Genomic DNA, 15,347 nt, shown 5'->3' with positions numbered 1-15,347 from the left:
AATGAAACGCGCCTATCGTTCAAACAAACGACAAATTTCAAATCATCGATTAAGTAATATTTAACGAAAATGAACGCGACCGCTCCCCTGTCATTGCCATTGCTGGAAAGCGATGTGCTGCGTACCTTCGTCGCCATCGCCGACAGCGGCAGCTTCACCCGCACCGCCACCCAGGTGTTTCGCAGCACCGCGGCGGTCAGCCTGCAGATCAAGCGCCTGGAGGAAACCCTCGGCCAGCGCCTGTTCACCCGCGAAGCCAGGCGCGTGCACCTGACGGCCGAGGGCGAGCTGCTGCTGGGTTATGCCAGGCGCCTGCTCAAGCTCAACGAGGAAGCGGTAGCGCGCTTCCTGACGCCGACCCTGACCGGCCGCGTGCGCTTCGGCACGCCGAACGACATCGGCGACCGCGTACTCCCCGGCGTCCTGACCCTGTTCGCACGCAGTCACCCGGCCGTGGAGGTCGAGGTCAATGTCGGGCGCAGCGTCGATCTGGTGGCGAAACTGGATGCCGGCGAGCTGGACCTGACCCTGATCAACGCGGGCAACGATGGTCTGGACGACTCACGCGGTGATGTCATCTATTCCGAGGAACTGGTCTGGGCCGGTCGCGATGGCGGCCTGGCGGTGCAGCGCTCGCCACTACCGCTGGCACTGGCCAACCCGGGTTGTGCCTGGCGCCGGACCGCGCTCGACGCACTGGACCGCCAGGGCCTGAGCTACCGCGTCGCCTACTCGTGCGAGCAGTGTGCCGGCCAGGAGGCGGCGATGACTGCCGACCTGGCCATCGCCCCCTTCCCCCGCAGCCTGGTCAAGCCTCCTCTGCGCCGCCTGGGCGCGGAACAGGGCCTGCCGGCGCTGGGCGAGTACCACATCAAACTGATTCGCGGCCATCAGCACAACGACGCCATCGAGGCACTCGCCATGCAGATGACCCAGGCGTTCAGCCAGGGCTGAATCGAAAGCACTTCAGCGGCGACAGGCCATGGAAGGTCGCGGCTGAAGCCCGTCCCACAAAGCCCGCTAGCCGCGCTCGGCCGCCGCGACGATCAGCGCCTTCATCTCCGCGACCGCCTGCTTGAAGCCGACGAACAGCGCATGGGCGACGATGGCGTGGCCGATGTTCAGCTCGTTGACCCCGGGAATCGCGGCCACGGCTTCGGCGTTGTGGTAGTGCAGGCCATGGCCGGCATTGACGATCAAGCCGTGGTTCAAACCGCAGATCACCCCGTCGCGGATGCGTGACAGCTCCTGGGCCGCCTCCTCCGCCGTATGGGCATCGGCGTAGCGGCCGGTGTGCAGTTCGATGACCGGAGCACCGACGCGCATGGCCGCCTCGATCTGCCGCTCTTCGGCGTCGATGAACAGCGACACCTCGCAACCGGCCAGGGACAGGCGCTCGACCGCCGCGGCAATGCGCGCCTCCTGCCCGGCCACGTCCAGGCCGCCTTCGGTGGTCAGCTCCTGGCGGGTTTCCGGTACCAGGCAGACATGCGCCGGGCGGATCTGCTCGGCGAAACCGAGCATGAAGTCGGTGACGCCCATCTCGAAGTTCATCCGTGTCTGCAGCACATCAGCCAGCACCCGCACGTCACGGTCCTGGATGTGCCGGCGATCTTCGCGCAGGTGCACGGTGATACCGTCGGCACCGGCCTCCTCGGCATCCAGGGCGGCCTTGACCGGGTCCGGGTAGCGCGTACCGCGAGCCTGGCGCAGGGTGGCGACGTGGTCGATGTTCACGCCGAGCAGAATACGATTGGCCTCAGTCACGCTTGGACTCCTTGAGCGTCATGAAAAGTTCGCGGCTGACCAGTGGTCTGCCGCCAAGATGGGGTGCCAGTGCCTGGCGCATCAGGCGCTTGGCGGCAGCCAGCGCACCCGGCGTCTGCCAGTCCGCTTCGGCCATGGCCAGCAACTCGCGGCCCTGGAATACCCCAGGCTGCAGTTGTATCACCTGCACCAGGCCGACGTCCTGCTGCCAGCGGTACAGCGCAGCGGGGTCGATGGGCTGGTCATGCTGATCGCGATCGAGGGCGAAACCATAGCCCAGCTCGTCCAGCAGGCGCCATTCGAATGCGCGCAGCAGCGGCTCCAGGGGCCGGCCGGCAGCCAGCGCCTGCAGGGTCAGGCCATAGTGGTCGAGCATCGCGGGGTGCGGATCCTCGGCGGGCAGCAGGCGGATCAGCAGTTCGTTGAGATAGAGCCCGGAGAACAGCGCCTCGCCAGTCAGCAGCAACGGGATGCCGGCGCTTTCCAGACGGCCGACGGTCTTCAGCTCGCCACGGCCACGCAGTTCGAGATCGAGCGGCGCGAACGGACGGGCGATGCTGCCGACCTTGCCGCGCGCGGCTCTCAGCACCGCACGGATGCGCCCCTGAGCGGTGAAGAAATCCACCAGGGCGCTGCTTTCCTTGTAGGGACGGCTATGCAGGACATAAGCGGCAAGGTCCAAGCTGCAAGCCTCAAGCGCGAGCTATGGCGCAGCGCATGACGTGCAGCCCGCAGCTCAATCCAGGTAGCCCAGCGAACGCAGCGCGCGCTCGTCGTCGGACCAGCCGCCTTTGACCTTGACCCAGAGATTGAGCATCACCTTGGAATCGAACATGGTTTCCATGTCCTTGCGCGCGTCCTGGCCGATGCGCTTGATGCGCTCGCCCTTGTCGCCAATGATGATCTTCTTCTGCCCGTCGCGTTCCACCAGGATCAGGCCGTGGATGTGCAGCACGCGGCCCTCCTGCTTGAACTCCTCGATCTCCACGGTGATCTGGTACGGCAACTCGGCACCGAGCTGACGCATGATCTTCTCGCGGATCAGCTCGGCCGCCAGGAAGCGGCTGGAGCGGTCGGTGATCTGGTCTTCCGGGTAGAAGTGTTCGGACTCCGGCAAGCGCTCGCCCACCAGCGCTTCCAGGGTGTCGAGATTCTGCCCCTGCAACGCGGAGATCGGCACGATCTCCGCCTGCGGCAGTTGCTCGGCCAGCCAGTTCAGGTGCGGCAGCAGCTCGCTCTTGTCTTCCAGACGGTCAGCCTTGTTCACCGCCAGCAGGATCGGGCACTTGACGTGCTGGACCTTCTCCAGCACCAGCTGGTCCTCGTCAGTCCAGCGCATGCGGTCGACCACGAACACCACGACATCGACATCCTTCAGCGCCGTGGAGGCGCTGCGGTTCATGTAGCGGTTGAGCGCCTTGTCGTTGTGCTTGTGCAAGCCGGGCGTATCGACGTAGACGGCCTGCACCTCACCCTCGGTCTTGATGCCGAGCATGTTGTGACGGGTGGTCTGCGGCTTGCGCGAGGTGATCGCCAGCTTCTGTCCGAGGATGTGGTTGAGCAGCGTCGACTTGCCCACATTGGGCCGGCCGACGATGGCGACGTAACCACAGCGGGTCACGGGTGCATCAGTCATTGCCATTCTCCACCCCGAGGGCGATCAGCGCCGCAGCCGCAGCGACCTGCTCGGCGATACGCCGGCTGCCGCCCTGGCCCAGGGTCTTTTCATTGAGCAGGGCCACCTGGCACTCGACCATGAAGGTACGGCAGTGCGGCTCGCCCTGAATGCCCACCACCTCGTAACGAGGCAGCTCGCAGGCGCGCGACTGCAGGAACTCCTGCAAGCGCGTCTTCGGGTCCTTGTTGGTATCGACCAGGGTCAGGCCATCCAGCTCGCCGGTCAGCCAGTCCAGCACGCGCTCGCGGGCCGCATCCATGCCGGCATCCAGATAGATCGCGCCGATCAGGGCTTCCAGCGCATCGGCGAGGATCGACTCGCGGCGAAAACCACCGCTCTTGAGCTCACCCGAGCCCAGGCGCAGGTATTCGCCCAGCTCGAAACCGCGCGCCAGCACGGCCAGGGTCTCGCCCTTGACCAGACGAGCACGCAAACGCGACAACTGACCTTCGCGCGCCTGCGGGAAGCGCTCGAACAGCGCCTCGCCAGCGACGAAATTGAGAATGGCATCACCGAGAAATTCCAGCCGCTCATTGTTGCGGCCGGCGAAACTGCGATGGGTCAGGGCCAGGATCATTAGATCCTGGTCCTTGAAGCTATAGCCGAGCTTGCGCTCGAGGCGGGACAGATTGGGACTCACGGCATCCGTACACGAAATTCTTTGTCGAAATTCACCACCAGGTCGAGGTTCTCGATCAGCGGCTCACGTTTTTCATACTTCAGGTGGACCAGAAATTCGTTGTTCTCCACCTTCACTTGCATCACGTCACGCATGTTCAAGTCTCGAATGTTGTTGACCTGCATGCCTTTGCTGACGTGACTGTAGAACTCGCCGACGGTACGTACTTCCGACGCCTTGTCGGTTTCCACCGAGGTAATGATCTTTTCCATCGACATGTAGTCGAGATAATGCGGCAGGACCTTGAAACCGGTGCTGGCGAAGAACGCCACCACAGCCAGAACCATCAGCCAGCTCAGAACGGAAAGCCCCTGCTGCGAACGCGCGAAAGTCATGTTCATCCCCCAATAAACGGTCTTGTTGTAGCCTCGTGGCTAGAATTATTTATAGCCTGCGGCGCTGCCTTGAACAGCGCGCCAGTACTCAATGAATCAGGCCGACCCGCGAGAAGTTGGGCAGATTGCCGGTTTTCGGCTCCGGCCAGCTCATCCAGATGGCGAAGGCCTTGCCGACGATGTGGTCGTCCGGAACCATGCCCCACAGCTCCTGAGGGATGTTGCGATCACGCCAGAAGCGACTGTCGTTGGAGTTGTCGCGATTGTCGCCCATCATGAAGTAGTGCCCTTGCGGCACGACCCACTCACCGCCCGGATCACGCCGCATGCGGGTCATTTCCTTGCGGATGGTGTGCTCGACCTGCCCCAGGCGCTCCTGATAGAGAACCGCGCTGCCCAGGCTGCCCGGCTCTTCGCCCAGCAGCTTCTCGGCCACCGGCTCACCGTTGATGAGCAGACGCTTGCCCTGGGTGTACTGGATGCGATCACCCGGCAGCCCGACGACACGCTTGATGTAGTTGATGCTCGGGTCGCTGGGGTAACGGAACACCATCACGTCGCCACGCTGCGGGTCATCCACCTCGATGACCTTGGTGTCGATGACCGGCAGACGAATGCCGTAGGCGAACTTGTTGACCAGGATGAAATCGCCCACTTCCAGGGTCGGCTTCATCGACCCCGAAGGAATCTGGAAGGGTTCCACCAGAAACGAGCGCAGCACCAGCACGATGGCCAGCACCGGGAAGAACGACTTGCCGTACTCGACCAGCAAGGGTTCCTTGCTCAGGCGCTCCAGCACCCTGTCGTCAGGATCGTCGACCCGCCCCTGGTACGCCGCAATCGCCGCGCGGCGGCGCGGAGCCAGCAGGATCAGATCGATCAGGGCCAGGAAGCCGCAAACGGCAACCGCGATAACCAACAGGAGCGGGAAATTGATCGACATAGAGCCTTAGCTATCCAACCTGAGCACCGCAAGGAAGGCTTCCTGTGGGATTTCCACGTTGCCGACCTGCTTCATGCGTTTCTTACCGGCCTTCTGCTTCTCGAGCAGCTTCTTCTTACGGCTCACGTCGCCGCCGTAACACTTGGCCAGTACGTTCTTTCTGAGTGCCTTGACAGTGGTTCGCGCGATGATCTGGCCGCCAATGGCTGCCTGGATCGCCACATCGAACATCTGCCGAGGAATCAGTTCCTTCATCTTCTCGGTCAACGCACGTCCCTTGTACGCCGCATTGTCACGGTGCACGATCAATGCCAGGGCATCGACCTTGTCGCCATTGATCAGCACATCCAGCCTGACCAGGTTGGCCGACTGATAGCGATCGAAATGATAGTCCAGCGAGGCGTAGCCACGGCTGGTCGATTTCAGACGATCGAAGAAGTCCAGCACCACCTCGTTCATCGGCAGGTCGTAACGAACCTGAACCTGAGAACCGAGGAACTGCATGTCACGCTGCACGCCACGCTTCTCGACGCACAGGGTAATGACGTTACCCAGGTGCTCCTGCGGCACCAGGATGGTCGCCGTCACGATCGGCTCGCGGAAATCGGCGATGGACGAGACATCCGGCAGCTTGGACGGGTTGTCGACGGTGATGGTCTCACCGGTCTTGAGCTCGAGTTCGTAGATAACGCTCGGCGCGGTGGTGATCAGGTCCAGGTCGTACTCGCGCTCCAGGCGCTCCTGGATGATCTCCATGTGCAGCATGCCGAGGAAGCCGCAGCGGAAACCGAAGCCCAGCGCATCGGAGCTTTCCGGTGCGTACTGCAGCGACGAGTCATTGAGGGTCAGCTTCTGCAGCGCCTCACGGAAGTCCTCGAAATCGTCCGAGCTGACCGGGAACAGGCCCGCGTAGACTTGCGGCTGGATCTTCTTGAAACCCGACAGCATCTCGACCTCAGGGGTCGAAGACAGGGTCAGGGTATCGCCGACCGGCGCACCATGAATGTCCTTGATGCTGGCGATGATGAAGCCCACTTCACCGGCCTTGAGGTCAGCGGTGGCGGTGTGTTTCGGGGTGAATACACCGACGCTGTCGACCAGGTGCACCTTGCCGGTGGACTTGACCAGGATCTTGTCGCCCTTCTTCACCCGACCGTGACGCACGCGCACCAGCGACACGACGCCCAGGTAGTTGTCGAACCAGGAGTCGATGATCAGCGCCTGCAGCGGCGCCTCGATCTCGCCCTCGGGCGCGGGAATGGTGTGCACCAGGCGCTCGAGCACCTCGTCCACGCCCATGCCGCTCTTGGCGCTGCAGGCCACGGCATCGGTGGCGTCGATACCGATGATCTTCTCGATCTCGTCCTTGACGCGCTCCGGATCGGCCTGCGGCAGGTCCATCTTGTTCAGCACCGGCATGACCTCGAGGCCCTGCTCGATGGCGGTGTAGCAGTTGGCAACCGACTGCGCTTCCACGCCCTGGCCGGCATCGACCACCAGCAGCGCACCTTCGCACGCCGCCAGCGAGCGACTGACTTCATAGGTGAAGTCGACGTGGCCGGGGGTGTCGATGAAGTTCAGCTGATAGACCTTGCCGTCCTGCGCCTTGTAGTGAAGCGTGACGCTGTGGGCCTTGATGGTGATGCCGCGCTCACGCTCCAGATCCATGGAGTCCAGGACCTGAGCCTCCATTTCACGCGCGGTGAGACCGCCGCAGAGCTGGATGAAACGGTCAGCCAGGGTGGACTTGCCGTGGTCAATGTGGGCAATGATGGAAAAATTGCGGATATGACTCAGGTCACTCACAGATCAACACTCGAAGAGGGCACGGGCAAGACGCTTGCCGAAAATAGCCGCGGATTGTACCCGATCCCTCGCAACCACGTCACGTCTGCTGCAGCGCCTGGCGTGCACGCAAAAAGGGCGCCCGAAAGCGCCCCTGTTCAGCCTCGCCAGAAGAGTTACTCCGCCAGCTTGAAGGTGATGAAGCTGGCGCGCCCCTGACGCAGCACGCGCATGGAGACCGACCGGTTCTTCGGCAACTCCTGCGCCACCTGGGTAAAGGTGCTGGTGGAGTCGATGGCCTGGTTGTTCAGGTGCGTGATCACGTCACCCGGACGCAGGCCGATCATCGCGGCCGGACCATTGAGCACTTCCTTGACCACCACACCGCCTTTCAGGTCGAGGCCTTTCTTCTGCTCGGCAGTCAGCTCGACCACCGTGACACCCAGGCGGTTGTTGCTGCGCTCGCCACCCTGAGCAGGGTCGCCAGCGGCCAGCTCCTGCCCTTCTTCCGGCAGCGTACCGATGGTCACGTTGAGCTTCTTGCGCGAACCGTCGCGCACCACGTCCAGTTGCGCCTTCTCGCCCGGCTTCAGGCCACCGACCAGATGCGGCAGGTCTGCGGACATGATGATCGGCTTGTCATTGAGATTGAGGATGACATCGCCAACCTGCAGCCCGCCCTTGTCGGCCGGGCCGTCTTCCAGCACCTGCGCGACCAGCGCACCGGCAGGCTTGTCCAGACCGAAGGATTCGGCCAGGTCCTTGTTCACTTCCTGGATGACCACACCCAGCCAGCCGCGCGTGACCTTGCCATCCGCCTTGAGCTGGTCGGCGACCTGCATGGCGACTTCCATGGGAATGGCGAACGACAGACCCATGAAACCGCCGGAGCGAGTGAAGATCTGCGAGTTGATGCCGACGACCTCACCCTTGAGGTTGAACAGCGGGCCGCCGGAGTTGCCCGGGTTGATCGCCACGTCTGTCTGGATGAAGGGCACGTAGCTGTCGCTGGGCAGGCTGCGGCCCTTGGCGCTGACGATACCGGCCGTCACCGAGTGATCGAAACCGAACGGCGAACCGATGGCCAGCACCCACTCACCGACCTTGAGCTCCTCGGACTTGCCCAGGCGCACGGTCGGCAGGTTCTTGCCTTCGACCTTGAGCAGCGCCACGTCACTGCGCGGGTCGGCGCCGATCAGCTTGGCCTCCAGCTCGCTGCGGTCGGACAGGCGCACGATGATCTCATCGGCGTCGGCGACCACATGATTGTTGGTCATGATGTAGCCGTCCGGCGAGATGATGAAGCCGGAACCCAGCGATTGCGCCTCGCGCTGACGCCCGCCCGGATTGCGCGGCACCTGCGGAATGCTGCGCTCGAAGAACTCGCGGAACATCGGCGGCAGGCCTTCCAGATCGGGCAGCCCGGACTGCCCGGCAACGGCGCGCTCAGGCACCTTCTGGCGCGTACTGATATTGACCACCGCAGGCGAGGCCTCCTCGACCAACGGCGTGAAATCAGGCAGATCGGCCTGCGCCACCAGACTTTGCCCCCACAACAGGGCGGCCATCAACACCGGCACAACGGACTTGATATTTCTCATCGGCTACAACTCCAGATGCAGAACGAAATACACGCAGGAAATCACGGGCTGGCAGCCAGCAATGCGCGCAGGACAACAGGTTGCAATTGGGGATCATCGGCGACCCTGGACGCTCGCCAGCGTACCAGCAGCCAGGAAACGCACAGACCGGCAAGGCCGGAGAGAATGCACAGAGGTTCGGATAGCCCTGCTGCGTCGGCTGCCAGGGCGGCAGCCATGAGGCCCAGCAAGGGCAGCAGGTAGACAAGCAGAGAGCTGCGTACCAGCAGCTCTTCACGGACGCCGATCACCACGGCGTCACCAACGTTCAGATGCAGCGTGGACAGCGCGCGCACATGACCACGCTCACGGCCCACGCCCAGGCGTTCCATCACGCCCTGCCCGCAGGCAGCATTGGCCGAGCAACTGGAGCAGGTACTCCGGCGTAGCGTCTCGACCCAGACGGCGCCGGGCTCGAGCGCCACTACACGCCCCTGTTCCTCGATCATTGGCTGGCCTGTTCAGGCGCTCCTGTTTCAGACGCGCCCGCGCGCATGGACAGCGCGATGCGCTCGGCAGTCCCCAGGGGAATCTCCCCCACCACCGTGACCATCACGTCACCCGCCTCGGTGCTCATGCGCCTCGACACGGCGACGGTCGGGCCCAGCTGGCTACGTGCGTCTTCGACGACACGGCCGTTCAGCGGTTCGAGAAAGACCGAGAAGCGGGCCAGGCCATCGCCGTACATGAGGTAGGCAACGCTGGCATCGGAAGACGGTTCGTGGCGCAGCTGTGCCATGTTGAGGGTGAAGCCTGGCGGCAGCCAGTCGGAACGCCAGCGGCCTTCGGCCAGGTTGTCGACGGGGCGAATGCGCACCGGACGACAGCGCGAGCTGGGCTGCAGGGCCTCGGCCTCGGGCGTCATGACATCGAGCTGAGTGAACTGGAAACGCTCAAGCAGCTGACCGCGCTCGTTGAGCAGCAAGGACTTCAGCGGCAGACCGGTCTCCCGATCCAGGTGCAGTTCGAAGCCATAGCGGTGCTGATCCTTGGGCGCCAGCACCAGGACCACGGCGCTGCGATCAGCGATGCGTGACTGACCCACGACACGAATGTCGTACCAGTTGCTCAGCTGATCGGCATCCAGGTGGCGAGCGGGCCAGGTCTGACCTTCGCTGACCTGATCGACCAGCGCACCACTGACGCATTGCGTCTGTCCATCGACCTTCAGCACCTCCTGCGCCGGACCGTCCAGCTGCAGAAGGCGCTCACGCACTTGTCCCCCATCCTCCACTTTGTGCCAGACGGCATGACTGGAGAAACTACCGTTACGTTCATAGATAAACGTACCCTGAAAACTTTGCTGACGCTCCGCCTCGGCTAGGCGTCCAAGCAAGTCCTGAACCTCAGAGGCGTGCACCGGCAACGCCAGCAGACCACTGAGCAGACAGAGGGGAATCGCGCGCATGTGACTCCTTAGCGGTTTTCCAGACTGGCGGCCCGGGCGTAAGGCAGAGCGGTTTCACCACCCCCCATCACGGCCTGCTGCGCATGTTGACGCAGGTAGTCGGGCAGACGCTGATCATGCCAGCTTACGGTGCCAACCTTGGCAGGCTCACCGGCTTCCTCGCTGCTGTTGTAGCCGGCGAGCAGTGCAGGCCCCTGGACCTGCGGCGCCGAGAGCACCGGAGAGGCGTCTTGCTGGGCCAGCTGATTACCCGTCAGCTCGTCCTGATTGTAGAAGCGCACACCAGCCAGCACGGCGACCGTCACGGACGCTGCCACGGCGACACGACCGACGCTGCGCCACATGGGGGTCTTGCGCGCCGGAGCCGCTTCGTCGGCCAGCGCTGCGGATACCGCAGCAGCGATGTCCAGCTTCGGCACCAGCACCTCGCGATGCATGGCCGCCCTGGCCAGCTGATAGCGCGACCAGGTGTCACGCAGCTCGCTGCCTTCGCTGGCTGCGAGCACACGCCGCAATTCCAGTTCGTCCGCTTCGTTATCCATCACCGCGGACAGCGATTCCTGCAGGGTTTCACGACTCATGGCGTACCTCTCTTGGCTATCGCCGCTGCCTTAGGCTTCCTGCAACAGCGGTTGCAGGGACTTATCAATTGCCTCACGTGCACGGAAGATCCGTGAACGCACCGTACCCACCGGACATTGCATGACGCTGGCAATGTCTTCGTAACTCAAGCCTTCGAACTCGCGCAGGGTCAGTGCCGTACGCAGGTCGTCCGGCAGCTGGGCGATGGTTCGATGCACGGTGGCTTCGATCTCGTCGCGCAGCAATGCCCGCTCCGGTGACTCGATGTCCTTGAGGCCGTGATCACCATCATAGAACTCCGCGTCATCGCTACTGACATCACTATCTGGCGGCCGGCGACCGCGCGACACCAGATAATTCTTCGCCGTGTTGATGGCGATGCGGTACAGCCAGGTATAGAACGCGCTGTCACCGCGAAAGTTTCCAAGCGCTCTGTAGGCCTTGACGAAGGCCTCCTGAGCGACATCCTGAGCCTCGTGGGTGTCGTGCACGAATCGCACGATCAAACCGAGGATCTTGTGCTGATACTTCAGCACCAACAGATCGAAGGCGCGCTTGTCACCGCGCTGCACTCGCTCGACCAGCTGCTGATCGTCTTCCTGGGTTAGCATGCACTCTCCTCATGACGCTTGGAGGAGGCTTGCGCCCGTAAGCGAATCAGCTTGCCAAGATAGACTCGGGCCTTACGCAAAAGTTCTCCCCTCCAAGCAAGCTTTCCCGCAGAGTTCTCTTCTCTCTGCCAGAAATGGCGCCAGCGGAACCTTTCCGCCAGCGCGAATAATCTTATCGCCGCCCATCCGACCTCCTCGACAATGCTCGGAGGCAGGCACGCGCACGCGTCCTCCCTTACATGGACGACCCTCTATGGAACCTTAACGACTAAGAAAGTTCCCGAGCACTGCGGTCGGTCATAAGGCCTGTTCATAACCTCTCGAACCAGAGCGCTGCCGGCAGGACAGACGCAGCGGTTCGATTCACTCACCCAAACAAGCGGCCCGAGCGGATCGGCGCCCGCGAAGACCGCATTGCAACAGGGTGATCCCGAGCAGGACTTGGGCGGCTATTGTGCCGTCGCCCCTCTCTATATACTAGGACTCGCTTTCACGCGGAACTCGGACATGAGCTTACATTTCCAGCACGACGTTCTGGTCATCGGCAGCGGTGCCGCCGGCCTGACCCTAGCCCTTACCCTGCCCGCCCATCTGCGCATCGCGGTCCTGAGCAAAGGTGACCTGTCCAATGGCTCGACCTATTGGGCGCAAGGTGGCGTTGCCGCCGTACTGGACGATACCGACACGGTCGAATCGCACGTGGCCGACACGCTCGACGCCGGTGCCGGCCTGTGTCGCGAGGACGCCGTGCGCTTCACCGTCGAGCACAGCCGCGAGGCCATCCAGTGGCTGATCGACCAGGGCGTGCCCTTCACCCGTGAAGACGAAACCGCACTGGAAGACGGCGGCTTCGAGTTTCACCTGACGCGCGAGGGCGGGCACAGCCACCGCCGCATCATTCACGCCGCAGATGCGACCGGCGCCGCGATCTTCAACACCTTGCTGGAACAGGCCCGCGGGCGCTCGAACATCGAGCTGCTGGAACAGCGCGTCGCCGTCGACCTGATCACCGAGCGCAGGCTCGGCCTGGAGGGTGAGCGCTGCCTGGGCGCCTACGTGCTGGACCGGACCCGTGGCGAGGTCGACACCTTCACCGCCCGCTTCGTCATTCTCGCCACCGGCGGTGCAGCCAAGGTCTACCTCTATACCAGCAACCCCGATGGTGCCTGCGGCGACGGCATCGCCATGGCCTGGCGCGCCGGTTGCCGCGTCGGCAACCTGGAGTTCAACCAGTTCCACCCCACCTGCCTGTATCACCCGCAGGCCAAGAGCTTCCTGGTTACCGAGGCGGTGCGCGGCGAAGGCGGACTGCTCAAGCTGCCCAACGGCGAGCGTTTCATGCCGCGCTTCGACGAGCGCGCCGAACTGGCGCCCCGCGACATCGTCGCCCGTGCCATCGACCATGAAATGAAGCGCCTCGGGATCGACTGCGTCTACCTCGACATCAGTCACAAGCCCGCCGACTTCATCAAGAGCCACTTTCCCACGGTGTACGAACGCTGCCTGGGCTTCGGCATCGACATCACCCGGCAAGCCATCCCCGTGGTGCCCGCAGCGCATTACACCTGCGGCGGCGTGGTTGTCGACCGCTGCGGCCGCACCGACGTTCCCGGGCTGTATGCCATTGGCGAAACCAGCTTCACCGGCCTGCACGGCGCCAATCGCATGGCCAGCAACTCGTTGCTGGAGTGCTTCGTCTACGCCCGTTCGGCCTGCAACGACATCGTCGCCAACCTGAACCGGGTCGACATGCCCAGTGACGTCCCCTGCTGGGACGCCAGCCAGGTGACGGACTCCGACGAGGACGTGATCATCGCCCACAACTGGGACGAATTGCGGCGCTTCATGTGGGACTACGTGGGCATCGTGCGCACCAACAAGCGCCTGCAGCGCGCGCAGCACCGGGTACGCCTGCTGCTGGACGAGATCGACGAGTTCTACAGCAACTACAAGGTCAGCCGCGACCTGATCGAGCTGCGCAACCTCGCCCTGGTCGCCGAGCTGATGATCAATTCGGCCATGCGCCGCCACGAGAGCCGTGGCCTGCATTACACCCTGGACTACCCCGAGCAGCTGGCCGAAGCCCGCGATACTATTCTGACGCCGACGCCACAGGCTCAGCCCAGCGCCTGCGACTGAACTTCAGACGCAGGCGCAGGCGTCGATGCTGCTCGGTCGGCAGCGCGTCGCGGGGAATGCACAGCCCGCGACTGAAGCGTTGCCCCGGCAGGCGATAACGCAGAACCACCAGCAGCGGCAGCGCCATGCTGTCCGGGCGCAGCTGCGCGGCCTGCCAGGTGCCATCCGCATGCAGCAACGACCAACCGAATGCGTCGCGGCGCAGGCCGACGACGCTCTGTGGCGATGACAACAGGATGTGGCGCGGCAGCACCCAGGCCGCATGCACCAACAGCAGCGCGCAGATCGACAGCTTCGACCAGAGCGGCAGGTCGGCCAGCCAGGGCGCCGGCATGGCCGGCGCCAGGACCAGCAGATAGAGCCTCAGCAGCCAGCGTGACGGCCGCCACTGACACTCGAATACGTCACTTGGGTTGGACACGATCCAGGATCATGCGCACCATGCGCTTGAGATCGGCGTCTTCCGGCTCGCCGCGCTGCATGAACCAGCCGAACATGTCCTGATCCTCGCACTCCAGCAGCTTGCGGTAGCGCGCCTGATCCTCGGCGTCCAGGCTGGGGTACACCTCCTGGACGAAAGGCACCAGCAGTACGTCCAGCTCCAGCATGCCACGACGGCTATGCCAGAACAGGCGATTCAGTTCAGTTTGCTCAACCATGCAACGGACTCCTCGAACGAGGGCCGCAGTATAACGGCGAATTGCGCCGCTGTTCACCGCGACGAGGCGCAATTGCGCTGACAAGGCCTATCACGCCCTCTATGATGACGCCCCTGACCTTTATCCAGTGATTCGACTTGCATCATGGCCGATAGCGCGTATTTCACCCTCCTCGATCACGAAGGCGTTCTCGCCGTGCGCGGCGCCGATGCCGCCAAGTTCCTGCAGGGGCAGCTGACCTGCAACCTCAACTACCTCGATGCCCATCTGTCCAGCCTGGGCGCCCGCTGTACGCCGAAAGGACGCATGCTCTCCAGCTTCCGCATCGTGCCGGTCGCTGACGGCTACCTGTTGGCGATGGCACGCGAGCTGATCGAAGCTCAGCAGGCCGAGCTGCACAAATACGCGGTGTTTGCCAAATCCAAGCCCGCCGATGAAAGCGCGGCCTGGGTGCGCTTCGGCCTGGCCGGCGGGAACGCCGCGCTGAGCGAGCTGGGCATCGAGCTCGGCGAGCAGGCGGATGCCGTGGCCAGCAGCGGCGAGTTGCTCGCGGTTCGCCTTGGCGACGGCCGTGCCGAACTCTGGGCGCCGCACGCCGAGTCCGAGCGACTGCTCGCCGTGCTGAGCAAGCACCTGCGCCAGGCGCCGCTCAACGACTGGCTGCTGGCGCAGGTCCGCGCCGGCGTCGGCCAGGTGTTCGGCGCGACGCGCGAGCGGTTCATTCCACAGATGATCAACCTCCAGGCGCTCGGCGGCGTGAGCTTCAAGAAGGGCTGCTACACCGGCCAGGAGATCGTCGCGCGCATGCAGTACCTCGGCAAGCTCAAGCGCCGCCTGTACCGCCTGCGCCTGGTCGGCGCAGCGCTACCGGCCGTCGGCAGCGAGCTGTTCTCCCCGGTCCACGGCTCCAGTGTCGGAGAAGTGGTGCTGGCCGCGCAGGCTGACGAAGACATTGAGCTGCTCGCCGTACTGCAGGAAGATGCAGTCAATGACGGCCGCATTCACCTCGGCAGCAACGAGGGCCCGGCACTGGCCCTGCTCGACTTGCCCTACCAGCTGGATGCCGACAAGGAAATCCAGCGCTGACTAAACTTCCCGGCGCCACACCGGTTCGCCTAAGA

Annotated in this window: 17 protein-coding genes; 3 read left to right on the top strand and 14 right to left on the bottom strand. The window is 63.7% G+C overall.

The window, feature by feature from the left end:
• Positions 1-69: 69 nt before the first annotated feature.
• Positions 70-954: a LysR substrate-binding domain-containing protein gene (locus E4487_RS10960; RefSeq protein ID WP_134676304.1), complete on the top strand. Its 885-nt coding sequence runs from the start codon at positions 70-72 to the stop codon at positions 952-954.
• 66 nt (positions 955-1,020) lie between these two features.
• Here the strand turns inward: E4487_RS10960 and pdxJ are convergent, their stop codons facing one another.
• From pdxJ to rpoE, 12 genes are all read right to left on the bottom strand, one after another.
• Positions 1,021-1,767 carry a pyridoxine 5'-phosphate synthase gene (gene pdxJ, locus E4487_RS10955; protein ID WP_037048930.1) on the bottom strand — a complete coding sequence of 249 codons (747 nt, stop codon included), beginning with the start codon at positions 1,765-1,767 and terminating at the stop codon, positions 1,021-1,023.
• Positions 1,760-2,449 (bottom strand): DNA repair protein RecO, encoded by a 690-nt coding sequence (gene recO / locus E4487_RS10950; RefSeq protein ID WP_134676305.1) that lies wholly within the window; start codon positions 2,447-2,449, stop codon positions 1,760-1,762. Before recO ends, pdxJ begins: the two co-directional genes overlap by 8 nt.
• Before the next feature lie 54 nt (positions 2,450-2,503).
• Complete coding sequence (gene era, locus E4487_RS10945) at positions 2,504-3,409, bottom strand: GTPase Era (protein WP_175253335.1); 906 nt, start codon at positions 3,407-3,409, stop codon at positions 2,504-2,506.
• Positions 3,396-4,085, bottom strand: coding sequence for a ribonuclease III (rnc, locus tag E4487_RS10940; RefSeq protein ID WP_175253334.1), 690 nt, complete (start codon positions 4,083-4,085; stop codon positions 3,396-3,398). Before rnc ends, era begins: the two co-directional genes overlap by 14 nt.
• On the bottom strand, positions 4,082-4,459 hold the full coding sequence (locus tag E4487_RS10935; protein ID WP_175253333.1) for a DUF4845 domain-containing protein: 378 nt from the start codon (positions 4,457-4,459) through the stop codon (positions 4,082-4,084). The genes rnc and E4487_RS10935 overlap by 4 nt, the downstream gene beginning before the upstream one ends.
• 88 nt (positions 4,460-4,547) lie before the next feature.
• Complete coding sequence (lepB, locus tag E4487_RS10930) at positions 4,548-5,402, bottom strand: signal peptidase I (RefSeq protein WP_037048943.1); 855 nt, start codon at positions 5,400-5,402, stop codon at positions 4,548-4,550.
• A 6-nt stretch (positions 5,403-5,408) separates the two neighbouring features.
• Entirely contained in the window at positions 5,409-7,208 is a 1,800-nt protein-coding gene (lepA, locus tag E4487_RS10925) for a translation elongation factor 4 (RefSeq protein ID WP_175253332.1), read from the bottom strand.
• A gap of 155 nt (positions 7,209-7,363) precedes the next feature.
• Complete coding sequence (locus tag E4487_RS10920) at positions 7,364-8,755, bottom strand: DegQ family serine endoprotease (protein ID WP_373921519.1); 1,392 nt, start codon at positions 8,753-8,755, stop codon at positions 7,364-7,366.
• A gap of 74 nt (positions 8,756-8,829) precedes the next feature.
• A complete protein-coding gene (locus E4487_RS10915) occupies positions 8,830-9,276 on the bottom strand; it encodes a SoxR reducing system RseC family protein (protein ID WP_037048951.1) in 447 nt (148 codons plus the stop codon).
• The gene (locus E4487_RS10910) at positions 9,273-10,235 is read right to left on the bottom strand and encodes a MucB/RseB C-terminal domain-containing protein (RefSeq protein ID WP_175253331.1); all 963 of its coding nucleotides are present in this window, start codon (positions 10,233-10,235) and stop codon (positions 9,273-9,275) included. Before E4487_RS10910 ends, E4487_RS10915 begins: the two co-directional genes overlap by 4 nt.
• A gap of 8 nt (positions 10,236-10,243) precedes the next feature.
• Positions 10,244-10,816, bottom strand: coding sequence for a sigma-E factor negative regulatory protein (locus tag E4487_RS10905; protein WP_150608740.1), 573 nt, complete (start codon positions 10,814-10,816; stop codon positions 10,244-10,246).
• 30 nt (positions 10,817-10,846) lie between these two features.
• Positions 10,847-11,428, bottom strand: a complete 582-nt coding sequence (rpoE, locus tag E4487_RS10900) for an RNA polymerase sigma factor RpoE (RefSeq protein WP_037048967.1) — start codon at positions 11,426-11,428, stop codon at positions 10,847-10,849.
• A 507-nt stretch (positions 11,429-11,935) separates the two neighbouring features.
• On the opposite strand from rpoE, the gene nadB reads away from it, so the two are divergent.
• Positions 11,936-13,567 carry an L-aspartate oxidase gene (gene nadB, locus E4487_RS10895; protein ID WP_150608738.1) on the top strand — a complete coding sequence of 544 codons (1,632 nt, stop codon included), beginning with the start codon at positions 11,936-11,938 and terminating at the stop codon, positions 13,565-13,567.
• Here the strand turns inward: nadB and E4487_RS10890 are convergent.
• Complete coding sequence (locus tag E4487_RS10890) at positions 13,521-13,988, bottom strand: protein YgfX (protein WP_175253330.1); 468 nt, start codon at positions 13,986-13,988, stop codon at positions 13,521-13,523. The two genes, nadB and E4487_RS10890, sit on opposite strands and share 47 nt — an antisense overlap.
• Positions 13,972-14,226 (bottom strand): succinate dehydrogenase assembly factor 2, encoded by a 255-nt coding sequence (locus E4487_RS10885; RefSeq protein WP_037048972.1) that lies wholly within the window; start codon positions 14,224-14,226, stop codon positions 13,972-13,974. Before E4487_RS10885 ends, E4487_RS10890 begins: the two co-directional genes overlap by 17 nt.
• Positions 14,227-14,370: 144 nt before the next feature.
• On the opposite strand from E4487_RS10885, the gene E4487_RS10880 reads away from it, so the two are divergent.
• On the top strand, positions 14,371-15,312 hold the full coding sequence (locus E4487_RS10880) for a folate-binding protein YgfZ (protein ID WP_175253329.1): 942 nt from the start codon (positions 14,371-14,373) through the stop codon (positions 15,310-15,312).
• Positions 15,313-15,347 lie beyond the last annotated feature (35 nt).

This window comes from Pseudomonas sp. BMW13 (assembly GCF_013357275.1).
GTDB classification, from domain to species: Bacteria; Pseudomonadota; Gammaproteobacteria; order Pseudomonadales; family Pseudomonadaceae; genus Aquipseudomonas; species Aquipseudomonas khazarica.
The sequence above is the reverse complement of the archived record's forward strand: the minus strand, read 5'-3'. Positions and strand labels throughout refer to the sequence as shown.